This window comes from Nitrosospira sp. NpAV (assembly GCF_000832065.1).
Lineage (GTDB): Bacteria > Pseudomonadota > Gammaproteobacteria > Burkholderiales > Nitrosomonadaceae > Nitrosospira.
Window position 1 is genome coordinate 1 of record NZ_JXQM01000010.1, and the last position, 20,194, is coordinate 20,194.

Annotated in this window: 21 protein-coding genes; 4 read left to right on the top strand and 17 right to left on the bottom strand. The window is 57.3% G+C overall.

Annotated elements, in window-relative coordinates:
- Positions 1-323: 323 nt before the first annotated feature.
- From SQ11_RS07235 to flgB, 13 genes are all read right to left on the bottom strand, one after another.
- Positions 324-950, bottom strand: coding sequence for a response regulator transcription factor (locus SQ11_RS07235; protein WP_041513500.1), 627 nt, complete (start codon positions 948-950; stop codon positions 324-326).
- 8 nt (positions 951-958) lie between these two features.
- Positions 959-2,155: a sensor histidine kinase gene (locus SQ11_RS07240; protein ID WP_041513501.1), complete on the bottom strand. Its 1,197-nt coding sequence runs from the start codon at positions 2,153-2,155 to the stop codon at positions 959-961.
- Positions 2,156-2,607: 452 nt separating this feature from the next.
- On the bottom strand, positions 2,608-3,543 hold the full coding sequence (gene flgL / locus SQ11_RS07245) for a flagellar hook-associated protein FlgL (RefSeq protein ID WP_041513502.1): 936 nt from the start codon (positions 3,541-3,543) through the stop codon (positions 2,608-2,610).
- Positions 3,544-3,804: 261 nt separating this feature from the next.
- Positions 3,805-5,727, bottom strand: coding sequence for a flagellar hook-associated protein FlgK (flgK, locus tag SQ11_RS07250; protein WP_041513503.1), 1,923 nt, complete (start codon positions 5,725-5,727; stop codon positions 3,805-3,807).
- A 106-nt stretch (positions 5,728-5,833) separates the two neighbouring features.
- Complete coding sequence (gene flgJ, locus SQ11_RS07255; protein WP_041513504.1) at positions 5,834-6,808, bottom strand: flagellar assembly peptidoglycan hydrolase FlgJ; 975 nt, start codon at positions 6,806-6,808, stop codon at positions 5,834-5,836.
- The gene (locus SQ11_RS07260; protein WP_198140825.1) at positions 6,808-7,887 is read right to left on the bottom strand and encodes a flagellar basal body P-ring protein FlgI; all 1,080 of its coding nucleotides are present in this window, start codon (positions 7,885-7,887) and stop codon (positions 6,808-6,810) included. The genes flgJ and SQ11_RS07260 overlap by 1 nt, the downstream gene beginning before the upstream one ends.
- Positions 7,888-7,968: 81 nt before the next feature.
- Positions 7,969-8,613 carry a flagellar basal body L-ring protein FlgH gene (locus tag SQ11_RS07265; RefSeq protein ID WP_232297922.1) on the bottom strand — a complete coding sequence of 215 codons (645 nt, stop codon included), beginning with the start codon at positions 8,611-8,613 and terminating at the stop codon, positions 7,969-7,971.
- A 108-nt stretch (positions 8,614-8,721) separates the two neighbouring features.
- Positions 8,722-9,507 carry a flagellar basal-body rod protein FlgG gene (gene flgG, locus SQ11_RS07270; protein ID WP_041513506.1) on the bottom strand — a complete coding sequence of 262 codons (786 nt, stop codon included), beginning with the start codon at positions 9,505-9,507 and terminating at the stop codon, positions 8,722-8,724.
- Between the two features lie 277 nt (positions 9,508-9,784).
- Positions 9,785-10,531 carry a flagellar basal-body rod protein FlgF gene (gene flgF / locus SQ11_RS07275; RefSeq protein WP_041513507.1) on the bottom strand — a complete coding sequence of 249 codons (747 nt, stop codon included), beginning with the start codon at positions 10,529-10,531 and terminating at the stop codon, positions 9,785-9,787.
- Between the two features lie 84 nt (positions 10,532-10,615).
- Entirely contained in the window at positions 10,616-11,830 is a 1,215-nt protein-coding gene (gene flgE, locus SQ11_RS07280; protein ID WP_041513508.1) for a flagellar hook protein FlgE, read from the bottom strand.
- Positions 11,831-11,904: 74 nt separating this feature from the next.
- Complete coding sequence (locus SQ11_RS07285; RefSeq protein ID WP_041513509.1) at positions 11,905-12,573, bottom strand: flagellar hook assembly protein FlgD; 669 nt, start codon at positions 12,571-12,573, stop codon at positions 11,905-11,907.
- Positions 12,574-12,584: 11 nt separating this feature from the next.
- Positions 12,585-13,013 (bottom strand): flagellar basal body rod protein FlgC, encoded by a 429-nt coding sequence (gene flgC, locus SQ11_RS07290; protein WP_041513510.1) that lies wholly within the window; start codon positions 13,011-13,013, stop codon positions 12,585-12,587.
- A 14-nt stretch (positions 13,014-13,027) separates the two neighbouring features.
- Entirely contained in the window at positions 13,028-13,432 is a 405-nt protein-coding gene (gene flgB / locus SQ11_RS07295; protein WP_041513511.1) for a flagellar basal body rod protein FlgB, read from the bottom strand.
- A 346-nt stretch (positions 13,433-13,778) separates the two neighbouring features.
- Between flgB and flgA the strand changes: the two genes are divergently transcribed.
- The 3 genes from flgA (at position 13,779) to SQ11_RS07310 (ending at position 15,495) form a co-directional block, all read left to right on the top strand.
- A complete protein-coding gene (gene flgA / locus SQ11_RS07300) occupies positions 13,779-14,492 on the top strand; it encodes a flagellar basal body P-ring formation chaperone FlgA (RefSeq protein WP_041513512.1) in 714 nt (237 codons plus the stop codon).
- A 234-nt stretch (positions 14,493-14,726) separates the two neighbouring features.
- Positions 14,727-15,020 carry a flagellar biosynthesis anti-sigma factor FlgM gene (gene flgM / locus SQ11_RS07305; RefSeq protein ID WP_041513513.1) on the top strand — a complete coding sequence of 98 codons (294 nt, stop codon included), beginning with the start codon at positions 14,727-14,729 and terminating at the stop codon, positions 15,018-15,020.
- Between the two features lies 1 nt (position 15,021).
- Positions 15,022-15,495 (top strand): flagella synthesis protein FlgN, encoded by a 474-nt coding sequence (locus SQ11_RS07310; RefSeq protein WP_041513622.1) that lies wholly within the window; start codon positions 15,022-15,024, stop codon positions 15,493-15,495.
- Between the two features lie 173 nt (positions 15,496-15,668).
- Here SQ11_RS07310 and SQ11_RS07315 read toward each other — a convergent pair whose 3' ends face one another.
- The 3 genes from SQ11_RS07315 to SQ11_RS16390 form a co-directional block, all read right to left on the bottom strand.
- Positions 15,669-17,177: a hypothetical protein gene (locus SQ11_RS07315; protein WP_041513514.1), complete on the bottom strand. Its 1,509-nt coding sequence runs from the start codon at positions 17,175-17,177 to the stop codon at positions 15,669-15,671.
- 303 nt (positions 17,178-17,480) lie between these two features.
- Positions 17,481-17,768: a hypothetical protein gene (locus SQ11_RS07320; RefSeq protein WP_041513515.1), complete on the bottom strand. Its 288-nt coding sequence runs from the start codon at positions 17,766-17,768 to the stop codon at positions 17,481-17,483.
- A 30-nt stretch (positions 17,769-17,798) separates the two neighbouring features.
- Complete coding sequence (locus SQ11_RS16390; protein WP_198140821.1) at positions 17,799-18,794, bottom strand: RHS repeat-associated core domain-containing protein; 996 nt, start codon at positions 18,792-18,794, stop codon at positions 17,799-17,801.
- A gap of 96 nt (positions 18,795-18,890) precedes the next feature.
- On the opposite strand from SQ11_RS16390, the gene SQ11_RS17535 reads away from it, so the two are divergent.
- Positions 18,891-19,115 (top strand): hypothetical protein, encoded by a 225-nt coding sequence (locus SQ11_RS17535; protein WP_198140822.1) that lies wholly within the window; start codon positions 18,891-18,893, stop codon positions 19,113-19,115.
- A gap of 78 nt (positions 19,116-19,193) precedes the next feature.
- On the opposite strand, the gene motD is transcribed toward SQ11_RS17535, so the two are convergent.
- Positions 19,194-20,030 carry a flagellar motor protein MotD gene (gene motD / locus SQ11_RS07330; RefSeq protein ID WP_041513623.1) on the bottom strand — a complete coding sequence of 279 codons (837 nt, stop codon included), beginning with the start codon at positions 20,028-20,030 and terminating at the stop codon, positions 19,194-19,196.
- Positions 20,031-20,194: the final 164 nt, after the last annotated feature.

Below are 20,194 nucleotides of genomic sequence, written 5' to 3' on the forward strand. Positions count from 1 at the left end.
AACTTTGATCCACCTGCATTCATCCGAGGCGATCAACCGCTGTTATGTTGATTAACGGCGCCTCGCAAAATAAATTTAATCGATTTGTCAAGATTTTTTAACCCAGATAACCATGAGGACCATGAGGACGCAAGATGAGGATGGGGCACTCGCGTACGCGCGGAGGCCGGCCAATGGATCGTGCGGGTTAATGCATCATTCCGATCGCATGCTGATCAAGCGACAAACCCGGCATGACGGCAGCTGGGAGTAGGAAGGGGTGCAATTTCGTCGAGGATGGGAGCCTGTTCTCCCACCGTCGACCGATGGGCGCGCTTCTTCGATCAGACCAGCCTATTTTTGATGGCGTAATGGGTCAGCTCGGCATTGTTCCTGAGCTTCATCTTCTCCAGCAACCGTGCGCGATAGACGCTGACGGTCTTGACGGACAGGCACATTTCCTCAGCCGTATCGGTAAGGCTCTTGCCTGACGCGATCAGACACAGAGTCTGGTATTCCCTGTCGGATAAAGCCTCGTGAAGTGGTTGCTCATAATCGGCACCGAAACTATCCGCCATCGCTTCGGCCAAAGTCGCGGTAAGATACTTGCGGCCTCGCGCCACCTGGCGGATAGCCGCCATCAGCTCGGCGGGCGCGCTCTGCTTGGTGATATACCCTGATGCACCCGCCTTGAGCGCCCGGATCGCATACAAACTTTCCTCGTGCATGCTGAGCATGAGCACGGGAACTTTCGGATACTCTTTCTTGACTTGCTTCAGAACCTCGATGCCGCTTCTGTCCGGCAGCGATATATCCAGCACCACCACATTCCACTCGCCCTCGCGTATTTGCCGGATGGCGTCTGAACCGCAATCCGCTTCCTTGATAAAAATGGCTTCACCGCTTTCCATCAGGATTTGCCGCAAGCCCTGCCGGACAATGGCGTGATCATCGACAATCAGGATATTCATGGCTGCAGCTATGACGGACAGATGTTCGATCGCGAGGTCGCAAGATCGTGTGGCCCCGGTCCAAGCGGGATCGACAAACGCACCGTGGCGCCCTCCCCTGGCGCACCGCTGACCGTCAGTTTGCCGTCGAGCAGGCCCGCACGCTCGATCATGCCGCGAATGCCGAAAGAATTGAACTTCTTGGTATCCGCTGGCATAATGCCGCGCCCGTTATCCCGCACTTCCAGGTCCAACCAGCCTTTGGCGGACATATCCGCATCCAGCCGTACCCAAACATGCGATGCTCGTCCATGCTTGGCAATATTGGTCAGCGCTTCCTGAAAAATCCGGAATACGGCGACCGCGGCATCCTGATCCAGTTCAATATCCTCCTGAGCGCATACGACCTCGCATGGGATGCCGAGCCGCTTGCTGAATTCTTCCGCCTCCCATTCTATCGCCGGGACAATACCAAAATCCATGATGCCGGGCCGCAGATCGCGCGACATACGCCGTATCGAATCGATGGTGCGATCCACCAGTTGATCGATGGTGTGAATCTTGGCGAGTAATACCGCGTCCTCGTCAGTGAGGTGGCGGCCTAGCCAGTCCAGGTCGATCTTGATGGCAGTCAGATTACCGCCGAGATCATCGTGAATCTCCTGGGCAATGCGGATGCGCTCATGCTCTCTCGCCGCAATAATATGGGATGACACTTCCCGCAGCCGTTCGTGCGATTCCTTGAGTTCCGTCTCCCTGCGCCTGCTTTGCGTGATATTGATGATGATACCTTCCCAGATCACGCCGATGCCCTTCTCCCGGCGCGGGCTGGCCCGCAGGCTCACCCACTTCACATCATGGAACGATTCAATCCACAGGCGGCCTTCCCAGTTCCATGTCGAAAGATCGGTGGCTGACTGAGCCATCGACCGCCACAGACTCTCCCGGTCTTCCAGCAATACGATATCCATGAATAACCCGGGGTTAGCCCGCAGTGTCTCGACGCTGATACCGAGCACGTTGAGGCACTGGCCGCTTATAAATGGCAGGGTGTGTTGGGCATCCTCACCCAGCACATACTGAAACACCATGCCGGGAGCATTGGCGACAATGGTTAGGGACTGTGTTTCCCCTTCCGCCATCCGCATGAATTCTTCTGCTTTTTCTTCTGGCTTATCCGCTTCTTTCATCGGTACGGCGATGTCTCTGTCAGTAATGATAAGCAACTACCCGCCTTTGCTCATCCCTAACCCCAACCCGTAAGCAGGTCATACCCCATCGACTATGCCCTTCTTGAATTCTTAAGCAAAAATGAGGACTCTATGTGGGGGAGATAGGCGCCCGTGTCCAGGCAGACCGGGACGCTGATTCATTTGAGCAAATTTCAGCGTTCAGCATTTTTCTTTTACGGATGCTTAAGATTGGGTCTATTAAATCCGTTTATAGAGCCCTTTGATAGCTGTAAAATCTTACAGCTATCAAACCTTGCCGTGATCTTGAATCAACTCAGCGCCGATGGTTTGATTGACGTGTTTCGGAGTCAATAGCAACCAGATATAAATTTTCCGGCGCTTGGCCCAGTCTCGTTGAGAAATAATGCGGACAATAAGAATCAGTTAAATAGCTTTATAATTAATTATAATTATCAATTACTAGTGGAACGATCTTAAACCAATTACTACCGTAGATAATCAAACAGCGACAACCCCTGCACCTTCAGGAATGCCTGCTGTGTCGCCTGGAGGTAAGTCTGCTGCTGGGTCAGGCTGCTGATAGCCTGGGCATAGTCGACATCCTGCAGGTCGGCAAGCTGCTGCTTGTACTGAATGCTCAATGCATCACCTGTGTCGTTGAGCGTATCCACCTCATTCATGCGTGTACCCACGTCGGAGCGAACACGCAACACATTGTCCAGCGAGCTGGATAAATTGCTCTGGGCTGCGTTCAAGCCGTTGGCGAGCGCAGTCTTGTCGGTGGCAGTGACGACAGGGGTTTCGAGGACGCCGATCAAGTCGGAAAGTGTTTTGAACAGGCTTTGATACCCGCCACCGGAAGCCGGAATACGTTCGAATACCTCCCGTCCCGATTCGTTCACCGCGAGCTGGCGCGAATCGCTGGCTTGTACCAGGCGCATGCCGTCGTCGCCCATGTACTGCACACCGCTGCCGGTATCGACGAAAGGCTTGGTCGACCCCTGAAAGCCGGAAAACAGATATTGCCCGTTCGCGTCGGTACGGTTGGAAAGACTCAGCAATTCATCGAGATTGCCGCGCAATTCGGTGGCGATGGCAGTGCGTCCGCTGTCGTTAAGCGTACCGTTGCCCGCGTACACGGCCAGTTCCTGCGCATTCTGCACCAGATTTACTACGTCCTTCAGGGTGCCTTCCAGCATCCCCAGGCTACTCGTGGCACTCTGCCGGTTAACTGCATACTGGGCATTGCCGGCATCGGCCTGGGATACTCCTAGCGCGCGAACATAGGCTGCCGGGCCATCCGAAGGCGTGAGAAGGCGCTTGCCGCTGTTTATCTGTTCCAGCGTCTTCACCTGCGCGGCTTGCTGGCGATTGAGGGCGGCGATGCCGAGTTCATAACTGGTGTTGCTGCTAACGCGCATGGTGACTTCTCCTTTATTTTTTTGCTACCCGGCCTGTTATCTATTCATTTCATCACGTGCCTTGCTGCATGCATCTACGCGGCTTCCGGTAGGATGGGTGGAGCGTAGCGCAACCCATCATTGGATTATCTTCACACCTCACCAAACTACAATCACACGAGTACGGTCATGATCTAATAGTTTGTTTTATGTGGAATTTTGATGGGTTACGCTATGCTTCACCCATCCTACATAAGCTTATCCAGACGTTTTAATGCTTCCCTATCTCGACATCTCAAGGAGCGTCTCGAACATCAGGCTGGCGGTCTGTATTATCTTGCCGGCTGCCTGGTACGCCTGCTGATAGCGCAGCAGGTTGGCTGCCTCCTCATCCAAATTGACGCCCGACTCCGATTGCTGCAATACCTGCGTCTGGCTTACCAGGTTTGTCTGGGCGGCACTGGTCACTTCCAGCTCGCGGGTCTTGTTACCCATCTGGCTGACCATTTGACCATAGGCTGTCTGGTAATTTATCGTGCCGCCCGCCATCGTGTTATTGCTCTGCAAAGCCGCCAATCGCAAGGCATTGCGGTTGTCTCCCACGCCATTGGTATTAGGTCCTATGCTGAACGTATCGCCCGGCTGGGGCGAACCGGTGATCTGCACGGTCCATCCGTTATAGCTGATGGTACCGCCCGGCGTGAAGGCGACACCGGATGGATTTCCGGTACCCGTGCCGCTCACGTCGAAAGTGGTTGCACTGGTAAAGGTGAGTGTTACCGGCGACGTCAGGTTTGAGTTGGGTGGCGGAGGCGTGTTGACGGATCCGGCGCTGATGCGCCCGCTGCCGGTATTGGCAAGCGGCGCATCCGTACGGATCGGCGCAGCGGCCGCGATCAGGCTGGTGCCCTGAATGAGGACGCCAATCTGACCGGCGCCATTCACGGTGGGCCGGATCAGAAATTCGTCGCCTGCGGCGGCAGCTCCGGAAGAAAGACTCAAGCGCACACCATCCACAGTCTGCGGAAGTGTAGCAAAGCTCTGCGGGGCACCCTGTGCCACCCCATTGCTCAGGCGTGTGAGAGTATAGTTGGCGCCATCATATTGGAGGCGATAATCGCTGGTGGTAAGCGCGCTGTAGCTGGTGATTTCGGCGCCGATCACCGCGCTGCCGCTGTTATTGGCGGAGGCCGCCACCGAAGGGGTCGGTACCGTGAAGAAATCGCCGCCCAGGTTACCGTACAAATCCTGCCCTAGCCGGTGCTGCTCGTTGAAAGTTCCCGCCAGGCCGATGGCGACTCGCCCCAGACCATTGCGAGCGGCATCGAGCGATTCGCTGCGAAACTGCAGCAACCCTCCCAGCTTGCCGCCATCCAGCGTCGATTCCCTGATAGGTGTGCTGCTGCCGCCGGCAACATAGGTCACGTCGATACGGCGCGCGTCGGTCGGAGAAGCCGCGGTCGCAAGCTGAAAAACCTGGGTGCCGACCAATAACGGCTGACCGTTGCCGATCAGAATGCTGTATGAGCCATCGTCCTGCTGCACGACATGGGTGCGAATCTCCTGATTGAGTTGTCCCACCAGCTCGTCGCGCTGGTCTCTCAAATCATTTGCTGGCTGGCCACGGGAGGAGCCTTCCGCCTGGCTGATGGTTTCATTCAATCTGCCGATCTGCGCCGCGAGTGTATTGATCAGCGAAACGCTATCCTTTATTTGCGTGTTCACCCCGTCCTGGATTTCATCGAGCCGGCTGTCCAGCGACTGGAATCGCCGCACCAGCACCTCCGCGCCCGACAGCATCGATTGACGGGACGGGACATCGGACGGATTGGTGGCGACGTCTTGCACGCTCCCGAAGAAATTCTGCAGCGCCGGCGCGAGGCCGAGGCTGCCGCTTGGATCCGCCAACAGTCTATCGATCTGCTGCATCTGGGCATAATAGGTATCCAGCTGCGCGGATTCGGTCTTTGCCTGCGTGACCTGCTGGGTCAGAAACTGATTGTATGAACGGCTTACCGTATCGACCTTCGCCCCCTGGCCAATGAATCCGGTGCCGGTACCTTGGGCGGGATTGGTCGACTGAACGATCTGCTGGCGGGTGTAGCCGGGAGTGGCCGCGTTGCTGACGTTATGGCCGGTCACCAGCAATCCCCTCTGCGCGGTATTGAGCGCGCTCAGTCCGATCCCGAAAATTCCGTTACCCATGCAATCTCTCCTCACCCATAACGATGGCCATCGCTATATTCATGTTAACGGCTGCGTACAGAAAATGTTTAGCGGTAGCTGGCGCCAGTGCCGGCACTGGCAACCCTCAAGACCACTGCGCCGTCTTGATGACCCGTGTCAACTTGTCCGCGTAGTTCGGATCAGTGGCATAGCCCGCCTGTTGCAATCCCTGCGCGAAACCCGCTGCATCGATCCCTTGCGCCGCCTGCGCCACGACGCCCGCATAACGTGGATTGCTGCGCAGCAGATTGGCATAGTCGCGGAAGGCATCCGCGTATGAAGGATAGGCGCGGAATTTTTCGACGCTTTTCTGCGCTACGCCATTGACATACTCCGTCGTCACCGTTTCCACCACGGGCCCTTTCCAGCTGGCACCCGCTTTCACACCGAACAAATTGTGGCTGGGCGTGCCATCCGCCGCGCGAATCTCGCGCTTACCCCATCCACTCTCCAGTGCCGCCTGCCCGAGCATAAACCGCGCGGGGATGCCTGTCGTCTGGCTGGCCTGGAGCGCATGCGGCATCAGCCTGCTCTGGAACTCGGCCACCTGCGACTGCAGTCCCGGCTGAAATGCGGCCTGCTGGGGCGCCTGCACTGGCTGCGGGGGCTGCTGTGTCAGCGCGCTCGTCCGCTGCGGAGATTGCGGCGGCTGTTGTGCGGGTATGTTTCCCTGCGGCCGCGGCGGAACCTCAGCCTGAAGGTATTCCGGAGCCGGGGCGGAAGTTGGGGCAATGCCCCCCTGCGGCAGGTCCACGGGCAATCCGCGGCCAAGCTGCCGCACCATCATGTCAGCCAGACCGATGCCACGTGAAGCCATGCTTTGCGACAACTGCTGATCGAGCATGGAAGTATAAAGACGGCTTTGTTCGCTATCCAGCAAACTGTCCTGGGAAGTCGCCTCGCGCATGCTCTTCAGCATCATGTTCATGAACAGCGCTTCAAACTGCCTGGCGGCCGCTTCAAGTCCCGCCTTGTCCGTCCTTTTGGCGTCGATGCGCAGCCCGTTGACGGCCTGCACATCAAGTGCGAATTTGCCGGAAAGGTCGGCCGAGGTCGCCATCAAATGATCTCCAGATCCGCTCGCAATGCCCCGGCGGATTTCATCGCCTGCAGGATCGCCAGCAGATCCTGCGGTGTCGCGCCTATCGCGTTCAATGCCTTGACCACTTCGGCCAGCGAGGCACCCTCGACCATTGTGAGCATGCCGGATTCCTGCCTGATTTCGATGGTTGAACGCTGCGCCTGCACCGTCTGCCCGCTGGAGAACGGCCCCGGCTGGCTGATCACCGGTTCAGTACTGATGACCACCGATAGATTTCCGTGTGCGATGGCGCAGGCATCAACCGTCGCCGCCTGATTCATGACCACCGAGCCGGTGCGGCTGTTGACGATAACCTTGGCATGGGTCGGCGCCGGATTTATATTCAGGCTTTCCACTTCGGCAACGAATGCCACGCGCTGGTCGCTGCCTTCCGGCGTCCGCACCTGGATTGCCCTGCCGTCCAGCGCCGCGGCGGTACCCGCGCCGAATTTTCCATTGATGGCGTCCACTATTCTTTTGGTATTGGAAAAGTCGGTACTGTTAAGCTCCAGCCGGATGACGTTGTCCTGGCCCAGCGCGACGGGCACCGCGCGCTCGACTGTCGCGCCGCCGGTAATGCGCCCCACGCTCAGATGATTGACCTGAACCTGGCTGCCGCTGGCAGCAGCACCGAAACCGCCGACCAGTAAATTGCCCTGCGCCATGCCGTAAACCTGGCCATCAGCTCCCTTGAGCGGAGTCATCAGCAACGTGCCGCCGCGCAGGCTGCGGGCATTACCCATGCTGGATACCGTCACGTCGATGACCTGGCCCGGCTGGGCGAATGCCGGGAGCGAGGCGGTCACCATTACCGCCGCCACATTCCGCAGCCGCAGGTTGGTGCCTGGCGGCAGGTTGATGCCCATCTGCATCAGCATGCTGACGATGGTCTGCACGGTGAATGGCGTCTGGCTGGTCTGATCGCCCGTGCCATCCAGCCCCACCACCAGACCGTATCCGATAAGCTGGTTGGCCCGCACGCCCTGAATCGAGGCCAGATCCTTGATGCGCTCGGCCTGCGCCGGTGTCGCAATGGCTGCCCACCCCAGCCATAGCATGAGAAACAACAAATGGCTCTGTTTAAGCATCGCGGCGCGGCACGGCGGAGGGGGTACGGCATTCGGCATGATCAGCCTCGCTCAGAACGGTGAGATGGTGAGGAAAAAGCGCGAGAGCCAGCCCATGGTCTGCGCCTCGTCGATATAGCCGTTGGCCTTGTACTCGATCTTTGCATCCGCCACCTGGATCGACGATACCGTGTTGTTGATAATGGTTTCGGGGCGCACCACCCCCGAGAAACGGATATATTCCGTGCCTTGCGTCATGGCCAGTTGCTTCTCGCCGCTTACCAGCAGGTTGCGATTGGGCAACACTTCCAGCACCGTGACGGAAATCGTGCCGGTGAAATTATTGGTGGAAGCCGCCTCGCCCTTGCCTGAGAAATCGTTGGTGGACGATGCTCCCATATCTATGTTCTTTGTGATGGGCACCCCGAATATCATGGGCGGGACGGCAAAATTCACGGCACCGTTTTTATTGGCGCTGCTGGCGGATTTCTTGCTTGCGTTAGTCCTCTCGTTGAGAACAATCACCAGAATGTCGCCCACCACGCGCGCGCGGCGATCCTCGAATAACGGGCGGTCATGGGTACCCGCCTGGAAAATGGCGCCATTGGCGGGCGGGAGCCCGCCCGACCCCGTGCGCGCGGACATCGGTTGTTGCACGATCGCTTTGGGGTCGGGCAGGCTTATGCAGCCGGAAAGCGCGAGCATCATGATGATCATGGGTATTCCACGCCACACAAGCGGTCCGCTGCGCTTCCCTGAAGAATATGCGCCCATCCGGTTATCTTTATATTGCCGAGACATCGCTGTTCTCACCATTGTCACCGCTTATGACATTTGGGACAGGCGCTGAAGCATCTGGTCCGACGTCTGAATGGCTTTACTATTGATCTCGTAAGCGCGCTGGGTCTGGATCATGTTGACCAGTTCCTCCACCACGTTGACATTGGAGGTTTCCACATAGCCCTGGTTGAGCACTCCGGCGCCATCGATGCCGGGTGTATTGATGTTGGGCGGGCCGCTGGAGAAAGTTTCCACATAGAAATTTTCGCCCACGCTCTGTAATCCGACCGGGTTGATGAATGTTGCCAGTTGCAGTGATCCCACTTCAACCGGTGTGTTGGATCCGGGCTGGGTGACGGAAACGGTGCCGTCGCGGCCGATAGTAATGCTCAAGGCATTGACGGGAATGGTGATATTCGGCTGAATCTGGTAACCGCTGGAGGTCACCAGCTGTCCCTGGGAATCGGATTGAAATGAGCCGTCCCGAGTGTAAGCGGTGGTGCCGTCAGGCATCAGCACCTGAAAGAATCCCTGGCCCTGAATGGCCACGTCCTTGGAATTCCCGGTTTGCTGCAAATTGCCCTGGGTGAAGACGCGTTCGGTAGCGACAGGCCTGACACCGGTACCGATCTGTAACCCCGACGGCAGTTGCGTCTGCTGCGATGACTGGGCACCGGGCTGGCGCAAGGTCTGATACAGCAGGTCCTCGAAAACTGCGCGTGAGCGCTTGAATCCGTTGGTGCTGACATTTGCCAGGTTGTTGGCGATCACGTCCATCTGCGTCTGCTGCGCATCCAGACCGGTCTTGGCAATCCATAACGAGCGGATCATGTAAATCTCCTGAGAGTAAATCTATACTGGGTCAAGGTTAAGCGCCGTCAGCCCAAACATCGGAGGCGCCACTGCGGAACTGCCCCCTTTGTAAATGCGGTCGACGATGTGCGGCATCTTTTGCGACATGTTATGGCAAGGCGGGCAAAATCAGCGCCCGGAAAAGAGGGGTAAATTCACTGTTTCTTTCCGGTCTTATGCCGATTAAGTGCTAGATCGGCAAATGAGCGGTCGAGTGCCGGATTTAGGGTCATGTCTCTTCCCGCCCCAATCGCCATCAACTCATGCTCAACAGACTGCTCGCCCGTTGCGCGTTGCCTTCGGCGTTCTTCAACAATTTCATATGCGTCTCGAACTGGCGGGACAGCGAAATCATGTCGACCAGCGCCTCCACGACGTTGACATTGCTCCCCTCCAAGTTGCCCTTGAGAAGGGTGACATTGGCATCCGCATCCGCCGCACCGCCGGCAAACCGGAACAGTCCGTCCGCGCCGCGCGTAAGCTGAGCTTCCGGTGGATTGACGAGTTTGATGCGGCCGGCTGTCAGCACGACATTCGACTCGTTCGACCCCGGACGAATGGCCACCGTGGAAACGGTCCCGTCTTTGGCAACCGTGATGGTCGAACCGGGGGGAATTGCAATCACGCCGCCCTCACCCTGGATGTTCAGGCCGTTACGCGTTTGCAATATCCCATTGGCGCTGACATGCAGGTTGCCGTTGCGGGTGTAGGCTTCACTGCCATCTTCCAGCCGCACGGCGATCCAGCCTGGCCCTTGTACGGCCACGTCGAGGTCGCGCCCGGTTTGCTGCACGGTGCCCGAACGAAAATCCGCGCCCGCGCTTGAATCCACCACAAATGCCCGGGTTGCCAGGGCTTCGCTGAAGACCGGCACCGCGCGCAATACGCTGGTTTCGGCGCGAAAGCCCGTGGTATTCGCATTCGCCAGATTATTCGACATGGCCGCCTGCTGTCCCAGCGTATGCTTGGCACCGGTCATTGCCGTGTAGATCATGCGATCCATATATGCTCCTGTATTAGATGGGCGTGGCCGGGAAAGGGGAAGCCAACTTATCCTGCTGCCGGGCCGCCCCTTTCCGTCACTTCATCACCTCAGATTCACTAGCGTCTGCAATAACTGGTCATGCGTTTTGATGGTTTGGGCGTTGGCCTGGTAAACGCGCTGCGCCGTGATCATATTGACCAGTTCGGAGGTCAGTTCCACGTTCGAGTCCTCCACCGCACCGGATTGCAGCGAACCCAACCCGCCTGTCTTCGGCGCACCCACCAGAGGGACGCCAGATGCAGGAGTCTCGGTCCATTGATTGTCGCCCTGTATCTGCAAGCCCTGCGGATTGGCAAAATTGGCCAGTACAACCTGTCCAAGATTTAAAGATTTACCGCTGGAATAGCTGCCCCGGACCATGCCGTCGGCACCCACATCAAAACCGGTAAGGCGGCCGGAGGCATAGCCATCCTCCGCCAGCGCGTTGACACCAAAGTTGGAGCCAAACTGTGTCGTACCCGTAAAATCCATATCGAAAACTACGGAGTTCGCACCGGTGGTTACGGGTTTCGTCACATTGAATATTGCGGAACTCGACGGATCAAGGCCGCCGGTGGAGAGAAAATTCAGTGTGCCCAAGGAGGCCCCGCCATTGAGCAATGCACCTTCGCTGGCAGCGAATACATCCCAGCTATTGGCGGCGGTCTTGACGAAATAAGTGGACACCGTGCTCGAGTTGCCCAGACTGTCGTGAATCGACATGGGGGTAAAGCTGTGATAAGTGGAAGAATCGGCGGGATCGAAGGCCGCGGGATTCAGCGCGGCCTCGCGCGAATCCAGGTTGACCAGGGCATTCACCAAAGTGGTTGCCCGGGGGGGCAAATCGGCCGTGGAAATCTGGAGATCGGACGGTGCGCCCGCATTGATCTGACCGGCCGCATTCGCCGTGTAACCGGTAAGCCGCAGGCCGCTGCTGTTGACGATATATCCATCCTTGTCCGGATGAAATTGGCCGTTGCGCGAATAACTGATGACACCCTGGTCGCTCAGGCGGTAGAAGCCGTTGCCACTAATGGCAATATCAAGCGAATTGTTGGACGCGGTAATGCCGCCCTGGCTGAATTGCTGCGCGATCGCGGCTACCTGGACGCCAAGTCCTGGCTGACTTCCGCTTGACAACGAATTGGCGTAAACATCGGCAAACTGCGCATGCGACTGCTTGAAACCCACCGTATTCGTGTTGGCTACGTTGTTGCCGATCACATCCAGATTCCTTGCCGCCGCGTTCAGGCCACTTAAGCCTTGCTGAAAACTCATGATGCACTCCTTAGGTAAGCGTCTTCGCCTGGAGACCAGGGACCGGAGACGGAATTAATTGGGTAATGCCTGCTTTAAAAAATCTGCTTGATATCCGCCAGGTTCGCCGTTCCCAGCGCTCCGACGTTCAGTTGAACACCCTGACTTCCCTGGGACACACCCTGAACGGTACCGAACGCAAGCGTTTGCGCGTCGACTTTCTGGTCGCCGCGTTGCGCGCTGATACTCATGGTATAGCCGCCATCGGCTGCGGGAGTGCCATTGTCGGACATGCCGTCCCATTGCAAGGCCAGCGGTCCGGCCGCCAGCGCACCCAGATCCATGACCCGTACCGCCTGGCCCGTGCTGTCCTGTATGGTGACTTTTACACTGTCCGCGGGCTGCGCCAGATCGACACCGAACACGCCGCTGCCGCCCGCCAGTTGCAACGCCGAGCCAGGTACGAGCACATTGTGTCCGATCATGTTTGCGGCCTGCAGGGATTGTCCCGCGGTAATGCCGCTCGCCATGCCTTGCAACGTGGCGTTAAGCTTCTCGATACCATTCACGGTACTGATTTGCGCAAGTTGTGTCGTCACTTGGGCATTATCGAGAGGGTTTAAGGGATCCTGGTTCTTCATCTGTGTAACCAATAACTTGAGGAACCTGTCCTGCGGATCTTCCGCGGCCGGCTTGGCGGTGGTTTTAGTGTTGTACGACGTAAACAGGTTGGAAGCGGGTCCGGTATCCTGAATTGAACTCATGGGGGGGTTCCTTATTGTCCGATGGTTAAAGTCTTCAACAGCAGTGTCTTGGCGGTATTCATCATATCCACGTTGTTCTGGTACGAGCGCGAGGCGGAAATCATATCGACCATCTCTTCCACCACATTCACATTGGGCATCGCCACGAAACCTTCTTTATTAGCGAGCGGATGGCTGGGTTCATGCACCATCCTCATCGGCGACTGGTCCTCGATCACCTTCCCCACCCTGACTCCGTTGACGCTGCTGGCACGGCTACCTGCTTCGGGACCCCCTGCGGGCTGTGTACTCACGAACACCACCTGCTTGGCCTTATAAGGCTGACCGTTGGAACTCACCGCGCTGTCGGCATTGGCCAGATTGCTTGCCACCACGTTGAGCCGTTGGTTCTGGGCCGTCATTGCCGATCCGGCGACGGTGAATATATTGAACAGTGACATGCTATGCCTTCTCCCTAATTCTGAATGGCGGCCAGCATCATTTTGATCTGGTTGCCGATAAACGTCAGATTGGCTTCATAATGAATTGCATTGTCGGCGAACTGGCTTCGCTCCACATCCATATCGACCGTATTGCCATCCACGCTGCCCTGCATGACAGTTCGATAGAGCAGAGGCGCCGCGCCACCCGCTGCGCTCCCGGTATCGGGGGCAATGTGGCGGGCTGCGCTGGTCGCCAGCGCAACTGTCCCGCTGCCCGTCAGCGCACCCTGCAGCGCGGTATTGAAGTCGATGTCGCGCGCCTTATAGCCCGGAGTGTCCGCGTTGGCGATATTGGAAGCGATCAGTTGCTGACGGTGGGCGCGTAAATTGGCGGAGTCCTGATAAAAACGGAATGCCGTATCAAGCTTGTCGATCATAAGATCTCCTCAAATCGTGCGTTGTCTTGCCGTTAATCTCTATATCAGCCATCGTATCGGGAGACGGATCCATTCAAATGGCGAAGCAACGGGGCAAAATTCCCTCATATTCAGGCTTTGATGTTCCGTGCGCATGGGGCGGTGAAGCGTCCTTGCACCGTTGTTCTCATTCCGTCAATTCGGTTCGGTGACGACAGCATGATAGAGGTGTCCGCGTTCGGGCAATCCAATGAATAGCGGGTGAAACCGGCTTCATTTCCGGCTGCCGGCCGGGGGAAGTACCAGCTAGGATAGCTCCCATCTTCGGCTCACCCGATCCGGGAAATATCGTTGGAGGAATCCCATCATGCATATCACGTTGCGGCGGTTGTCAGTCACTCTGAGTCTGATTGCCATTTTTTCCGGATCCGGACTGGCGTCGGCCTCAACACATGGCAAACAGGACCCGCTTCTGGTACAGGAAGCTGTCGTGCACTTTCTGCGTACCCAGTCGGCCGGGCTGCCAGGGCAAGTGGAAATCACGCCTGGTGCGATGGATGCAAGGATCAATCTCCCGGCCTGCGCAGCGCTTGAGCCGGCATTACCGTCCGGCAGCCGCCCGTGGGGCAACACGACCGTAATCGTAAATTGCACGGTACCGCACCCGTGGACGATTTATGTACGCGCCACGGTGAAAGTGATAGCGGATTATCTGGTCAGCGCCAAACCGTTGATGCAGGGCCAGACACTCACTGCCGCGGATGTGACAACTCGCAGGGGTGACCTGACCCAGCTGCCACCCGGCATCGTGACCGATGTTAACCAGGCCTTCGGCAGAACCATGGCCGGGAGTATTCCGTTCGGCAGCCCATTGCGTCAGGATATGCTGCGTGCGCAGGCCGCCGTGATGGCAAACCAGAATGTAAAACTGGTTTCGCACGGACGCGGATTCAGTGTAAGCGCGGAAGGCAAAGCCCTCGGCAACGCACTGGAAGGACAACTGGTGCAGGTTCGAAGCGCGTCGGGCCCGGTCATCAGCGGGATCGCCCGCCCGGGTGCGGTAGTGGAAGTAAGCTATTAAGATTGAAGTTGATGGGATGTTCTGTCCGCAAGGCTGTTTACAACCCGTGGCACGCAGCCCATGCTCGCCGCCATGAAGAGGATCAGAAGTGGATGAGCGGGGAAAAACATATTTATTTATACGCAGCGCAGTGGCAAGCCGGATTATTTTTTTATCCCGATTATCTTAAGTTTCCTTTAAGTTTTTCGCCGAACCGCCGTTAAGCTCTTTAAGGTCAACCGTAGGAGACATACCATGAAAATTGACAATTCCCTTCAGACTACCGTATCACTGAGTGAAACGGCGGCGCGCCCTGGCAAGAGCGGGCAGAAAACCGAGGGTGTTGCAAACTCGAATGACAGCGTTCAGCTGAGCACGCAATTGCGGAATATCGAGAAAAACCTCGCCAATGGTGAGGTATTCAACACCGCGCGAGTCGAAGAAATCAAGCAGGCAATCAGCGAAGGCCGTTTTGTCGTAAATCCTGAGAAAGTCGCGGATCGTCTGCTGGAAACGGTGCGCGACCTGGTCCAGACCAGGCATGCCTGACATGCGCGCTACCGTATTTGATCCGTCAGCTAGTATAGCCCGCGAGCGTGATGAGACGCGGAGCTTCATCGACCTTCTCGAGCGGGAGCAGCGCGCATTGCGTCAGGCGGACGTTTCTTCGCTGCTGACGCTGGCAAGGGAAAAAGCGCAGCAAGCCCAGCAACTGATTCGGCTGGCCGATACGCGCAACCGCTGGCTTGAAACACTCGGCTGCACGCGGGACCGCAACGGCATGGAAGAGGGGTTACAGCGTTGCGGTAGCGCGGACGCCACCGATACCTGGCGGGAACTGCTTCAATTGGCGGAAACTGCCAGCCAACTTAATAAAATCAATGGTATTCTCATCGGCCAGCGCCTGCGCTACAACCAGCAGGCACTCTCGGTGCTGCAAGCCGCAACCCGTAGCGCCGGTCTATACGGCGCGGATGGGCAGCCCACGCTCTTCTCCGGCGGACGCCAGCTTGGCGAAGGCTGATTGCCCTTTGCATTCTCCCATACCCGGGAGAGTAAAACGTTAACGTACCTTAAATTCCGTTCCGTGAACTGCCCCCTTTAAAGGTGAATTATCAGATCTAAAAAGCCGCGTCAGGGTGCTTGGGACTAGATATTTCGCCGCCGGAATACGGCATCAACGCACTCCACAAGGGCTTACTGAATTGCAAGTTGGCAGGAGTTGCCGAGACGCGCGCCCTTGGAAGTTGGGCCACTGCCGCTCGACGCCGGGGTAACAAATATGCCCTGAAGATCACTATTGCCGAGCATTGTAGTAGTTGCCACGATCAGCGCAGCTCCGGCAGGGCTGGCAGGACTGACGGCCCCTGCCGCGGTAAATGCGGACAGCTCATACCAGAAGGTGTAAGCGCCATCCATCGCCTTGGCGCGCTGCTGAGTATCGGAATTGGGCGACACACCATCCAGCTTGACGAAGGCCCAGCGCTCGGCTGTGGCCGTGGGTGCAGGAGTGTTTTCCATGGAGATGATGCCCATCGCGAACTGCCCTGCCCCGGTTGCGTTATTCAAGGCAATCTTTACGCCGCCGGTCCCGGATTGCTGGTTCACTATCGCTGTCGTTGTGCTGTCAGCCGTAACGGCGGGCTCCATCGCACCTCCCGAAACCCCGGTGGCGCATGGCTTGGCGAGAAAACGCATATTGGAAACAGATTGGGTGCCGGAAGTGGGTATGCGACGTGCCAACGTGACTACAGAACCTATGGCTCCACCGAAAAGGCTGCCATCTACGCCGCTGATGGAGTCTTTATTCGCCACGGTGGAGTAACGCTGCGCGGGAAGGTCTGGCTGGCAAGCACGGGTTAGATTGGGGCTGGCGGCAGTAAAAGGCGCCGCGGTGCAGCTGGCGGCGATGTCTCCACTGGTGATGCTGTTCTTCTGCAATTGGTAGTACAGCGGGTAGCTCACGGCTGCACCGAAGGCTTGGCCGATATTGGTCGCCACTTCGCTGCCAATGGTGCTCAGAGCCTTGGTTATTAGCAGGTTCTGCTTGTTGACCAGGTATTCGGTATCGGAAAACCCGCCATCGGGATAGCTCTGCCCAGGGAGGCCTAGCGCGTCACCCTTCAGCGTGGTGGTAAAGCTTTTTGTAACCACGTCGCAGTTGTTGTAACGGCCGACGGCGTAGGACACCCCGTTGAGGGTCACATTAGTGGTGTTAGGCGCACCTGCCGCGCATTTTCCCGCGCCATCCTGCCCTGCCAGATTATTGACCCGCTTTATGCTGCCCGGCAGGTAGCCATTCGGATTGGGCTCGCCCGCCATGCTCAGGTGGGGAGCATAAGTGTTGAAGGAGCCGCCTTCGACCGTGTGGTACACCACCACCTTCTTGCCTGAGAGTGTGGCACCCGCGGCGGCGCTCATGGTGCAGGCATAGGCGCCTCTGTCGCCCAGGTACTTGCCCGGCTCCGGCGTGGTGCCTTCCATGTACATATGCACGTCATTAGCACCGGCATTGCCGGCCAGGCCGTTGCAGAGCGAGATTACGCTGCGAAACACAGAATTTTGAGTACTTGAGCTGCCCGACAGCCACACGTAGGTGGTGGGGCCTGCCGCGATTCGGGCGGGAGTCAGGGCACATGCCAGCGGTGTCGCGCCAAACGCTGCCACGGCCAGCGCGAGGCTGCCCGGCGTTAACTTTATTTTCATGTTGGATGTCCTTTGAAGGGGTGGAGGGGATTCCGGTTGAATCACGTAACTGAAACATTATTGGTCGTTGGGCTTACTTGATTCTTTGGTTTCTAGGGTCGTGAGGAAAGTATTTACTTAGGGGTTGTCTAGTTAAAATATAAAAATAAAAGAAACAAAATGAATTCGCCTAGCATTATCCCGTGCCTGATCCAATCTTCGCGCTTCAGGTTACAGATGAGGTCATCCCTTGCAGGTCAGTTGACGAGACATCAAACTGGAACTGCTTCCCCGGCGTCCCCAGCGTGCAGATCGGCGGCAGTATCATTTTTCTGACTTGAACGGATCTCCTCTGTGTATAAGAAATACAAGTCCAGCGACTGCGCCAGAACCGATCTGTACCCAGAGAAGCCACGAAAGAAGCTCCTGATCTTCTTTGGTTATAAAGACGACTATGCCTTTAACCGCATGTGGTACGGTCAAGCCTGCCTTGGGATCTGAAAATCTCGGATAATTGACGTAAGCACCCTCCAGACTCCCAGCGTAGAACCATGCAATTACAAATATAATTCCGGCAGTAAGCCCAATAATCTTTTTAATCTTTAGGAACATGGTTGGCTTCTAGCGGCTTCCCGCGCGAGATCATGGTTTGAGTCGTCCCGTTGGCGAACTCTGCGCGGTGAAACTGCCTCGGGTAGATAGGAAGCTACTTGGATTCTGCAAACCAGGTGAGGCAACTGGGACCGATGCGACAGGAGATGAACGGAAATTAGCGGCTGGTCCTGCACAACCCTGCGAACCGCATACCTGCGTCAGAGTCTGCGTAGTCGACGCGGACGCGGGCGCGCCAACACGAACTCCCAGTGTGACACCACCCCCCACTACCGGTCCATTTGGGCTAATGGCGGTGAAGGCATCGACTGATCCGCCTATACCAGCTCCTGCACTAAAACTGGCATTTCTTGATGTGCCACTGAGATCATAAATAGTTTTTGCGTTAGAAAATTGTATGCTTCCACCAACTTCAGTCTGAACACCAACTCCGACACCAATACCGCTAGACACATATCCACCTATATTCCCTTGTGTATCGATTGCGACCCCAGCACCTACTTGCGGAACAACAATGCCGATAAACGAGCCGCCAGCGGCGATACCTAGCTGAAGCGTGTCAAGACCATTGGGATCTATACGATTAATCGGATCGTTCCCCACATACGCATACAGATTCAGATCGCTTTCGTACCCCACCGGATCGGTCTGCATGAACCGGCCCAGCGCAGGCCAATAGATGCGCGCCTTGTAGTGGTACATGCCCAGCTGGCTCAGCAGCTGCTGGCCGGTGTAGCGGAAGCGCACGCCGCTGACCACAGTCGTCTCACCGTAGGGGCTGTAGGTATAGGTCGCGGTGGACGTGCCCGCGCTGTTGGCAGTGGCGGCGATGGAGCCCTGGTGGTCGGCATACAGCCAGGTCTTGCTGCCGGTGCCGGTGCCCTCGTACCACACCAGCGGCTCATCGATACCCGGCCCATGCACGTAGCGGCGCAACAGGGCATTGCTGGCATCGTACTCGGCCACCAGGTCGGTGCCGTCATACACCAGGGTGGCAGAAAAGCCGGTTTTGCTGGCGCTTCTCAATCGATTGTCGGCATCGTAGTCATACGTCCATACGCTGTAGCTGCTCAGGTTGCCGTTGCCGTCATAGCCGAGCGCAGACCCGACCGCCGTGGTGTATTGGTTGAGGCCGTTGGGGGTGTAAGTCTTGGTGCCATTGGCGTAGCCCGTCCACTGGTAGGCATTGTTGCTCCAGGCATGGTTCGTGATCTCCTGCGCCTGGTTGCGGGTATAGGTCCAGGTGTTGTCCTGTGCCGTGCCCGCCAGGTCGTGGGTCAGGCGGGAGAGCGCCGACTGGCTATTGTACCCGTAGCTGGTGGTGGTCAGGCAGCTGACCACCCATAAAATAATTCTTAACGTCTTTTTCCAAGATGACCTTCACGTTTGCGGTAAGTCGCTACAGAACGAATTCAGGTTAATCGATCAAGCTGATGCACCCCGCAAGGGCTCGGATGCGGAATCAGGTTCGGCGGCGGGTAAATCTTCGGCATCAGAAAAGGCATCGGATGGAGCATCGGGCGAACTAGATAGAATCATCAGCGTGACGCGACGGTTGCGCGCACGGCCTTCCTCGCTGACATTCGATTCTACCGGGCGGTTTTCACCATAACCGACGGCGGTAAGCCGTGTGGCCTGAACGCCATTGTCGATCAGCAACCGCACCACACTGCTGGCGCGCACCGCCGATAGTTCCCAGTTGGAAGGAAACTTCGGCGTGATGATGGGTATGTCATCGGTATGCCCTTCCACGTGAATCGCATATTTTCCGCTTCGCAGCACTTGTCCTACCGCGTTGAGCGCCTTGATGGAGTCTTCCTGCAGCGTCGCCTCGCCGAGCGGAAACAACGCACTGGCGTTGATCTCCACCCGCACGCCGCGCTCGCTTTGGATCATCCGCACTTGCCCGTCTTTCACGAGGGGGGCGAATGCCGCCATGATGTCGCGAGCGATGCTCCGCATCTTTTCCTGCTGCCGGAGTTGCGCCTCCCCGATACGGCTTGCTCTTTTTGCCGCCGAGTCGTCGACTGGCACAATCGGCGGCGCCGGCTCGTGTGCCACGATCAGGTTATCGCGGTGTCCCTGCTCCTTGGCGATGGCATTCATGAGTGAACCGGCCATCACCCGGTATTTGCCCTCGTTTACCTGGGAGAGCGCATACATTACCGCAAAAACCGCAAGCAGCAGCGTAATGAAATCCGCATAGGAGACCAGCCAGCGCTCGTGATTTGCCTGCTCTTCCGGCCTATGGTTGCGCCGCATGCCGGGCTTCAAGGCAACCGCTTCCTCGAGGTTCTCAGCCCACTCAGGGTGGCAGATGAGTTCCACCTGACATTGGATAAAAAGGTAGTGATGGCGTGAAATGCCGTCCATAAGGCGGTGGTTTGATCCACCGGCAGAACCTGGCTGCTGTCGCCGCCTCTGAG

Coding starts and splice junctions, on each gene's coding strand:
- SQ11_RS07235 (WP_041513500.1), bottom strand. CDS start 950: ATGAATATCCTGATTGTCGATGATCACGCCATTGTCCGGCAGGGCTTG.
- flgJ (WP_041513504.1), bottom strand. CDS start 6,808: ATGGCGACCTCGGCCGACCTTTCCGGCAAATTCGCACTTGATGTGCAG.
- flgE (WP_041513508.1), bottom strand. CDS start 11,830: ATGAGTTTTCAGCAAGGCTTAAGTGGCCTGAACGCGGCGGCAAGGAAT.
- flgF (WP_041513507.1), bottom strand. CDS start 10,531: ATGGATCGCATGATCTACACGGCAATGACCGGTGCCAAGCATACGCTG.
- flgC (WP_041513510.1), bottom strand. CDS start 13,013: ATGTCACTGTTCAATATATTCACCGTCGCCGGATCGGCAATGACGGCC.
- flgA (WP_041513512.1), top strand. CDS start 13,779: ATGCATATCACGTTGCGGCGGTTGTCAGTCACTCTGAGTCTGATTGCC.
- SQ11_RS07315 (WP_041513514.1), bottom strand. CDS start 17,177: ATGAAAATAAAGTTAACGCCGGGCAGCCTCGCGCTGGCCGTGGCAGCG.
- flgB (WP_041513511.1), bottom strand. CDS start 13,432: ATGATCGACAAGCTTGATACGGCATTCCGTTTTTATCAGGACTCCGCC.
- SQ11_RS07320 (WP_041513515.1), bottom strand. CDS start 17,768: ATGTTCCTAAAGATTAAAAAGATTATTGGGCTTACTGCCGGAATTATA.
- motD (WP_041513623.1), bottom strand. CDS start 20,030: ATGCGGCGCAACCATAGGCCGGAAGAGCAGGCAAATCACGAGCGCTGG.
- SQ11_RS07285 (WP_041513509.1), bottom strand. CDS start 12,573: ATGAGTTCAATTCAGGATACCGGACCCGCTTCCAACCTGTTTACGTCG.
- flgK (WP_041513503.1), bottom strand. CDS start 5,727: ATGGGTAACGGAATTTTCGGGATCGGACTGAGCGCGCTCAATACCGCG.
- SQ11_RS07310 (WP_041513622.1), top strand. CDS start 15,022: ATGCGCGCTACCGTATTTGATCCGTCAGCTAGTATAGCCCGCGAGCGT.
- flgM (WP_041513513.1), top strand. CDS start 14,727: ATGAAAATTGACAATTCCCTTCAGACTACCGTATCACTGAGTGAAACG.
- SQ11_RS07265 (WP_232297922.1), bottom strand. CDS start 8,613: ATGATCATCATGATGCTCGCGCTTTCCGGCTGCATAAGCCTGCCCGAC.
- flgL (WP_041513502.1), bottom strand. CDS start 3,543: ATGCGCGTTAGCAGCAACACCAGTTATGAACTCGGCATCGCCGCCCTC.
- SQ11_RS07260 (WP_198140825.1), bottom strand. CDS start 7,887: ATGCTATGGCTGGGGTGGGCAGCCATTGCGACACCGGCGCAGGCCGAG.
- flgG (WP_041513506.1), bottom strand. CDS start 9,507: ATGATCCGCTCGTTATGGATTGCCAAGACCGGTCTGGATGCGCAGCAG.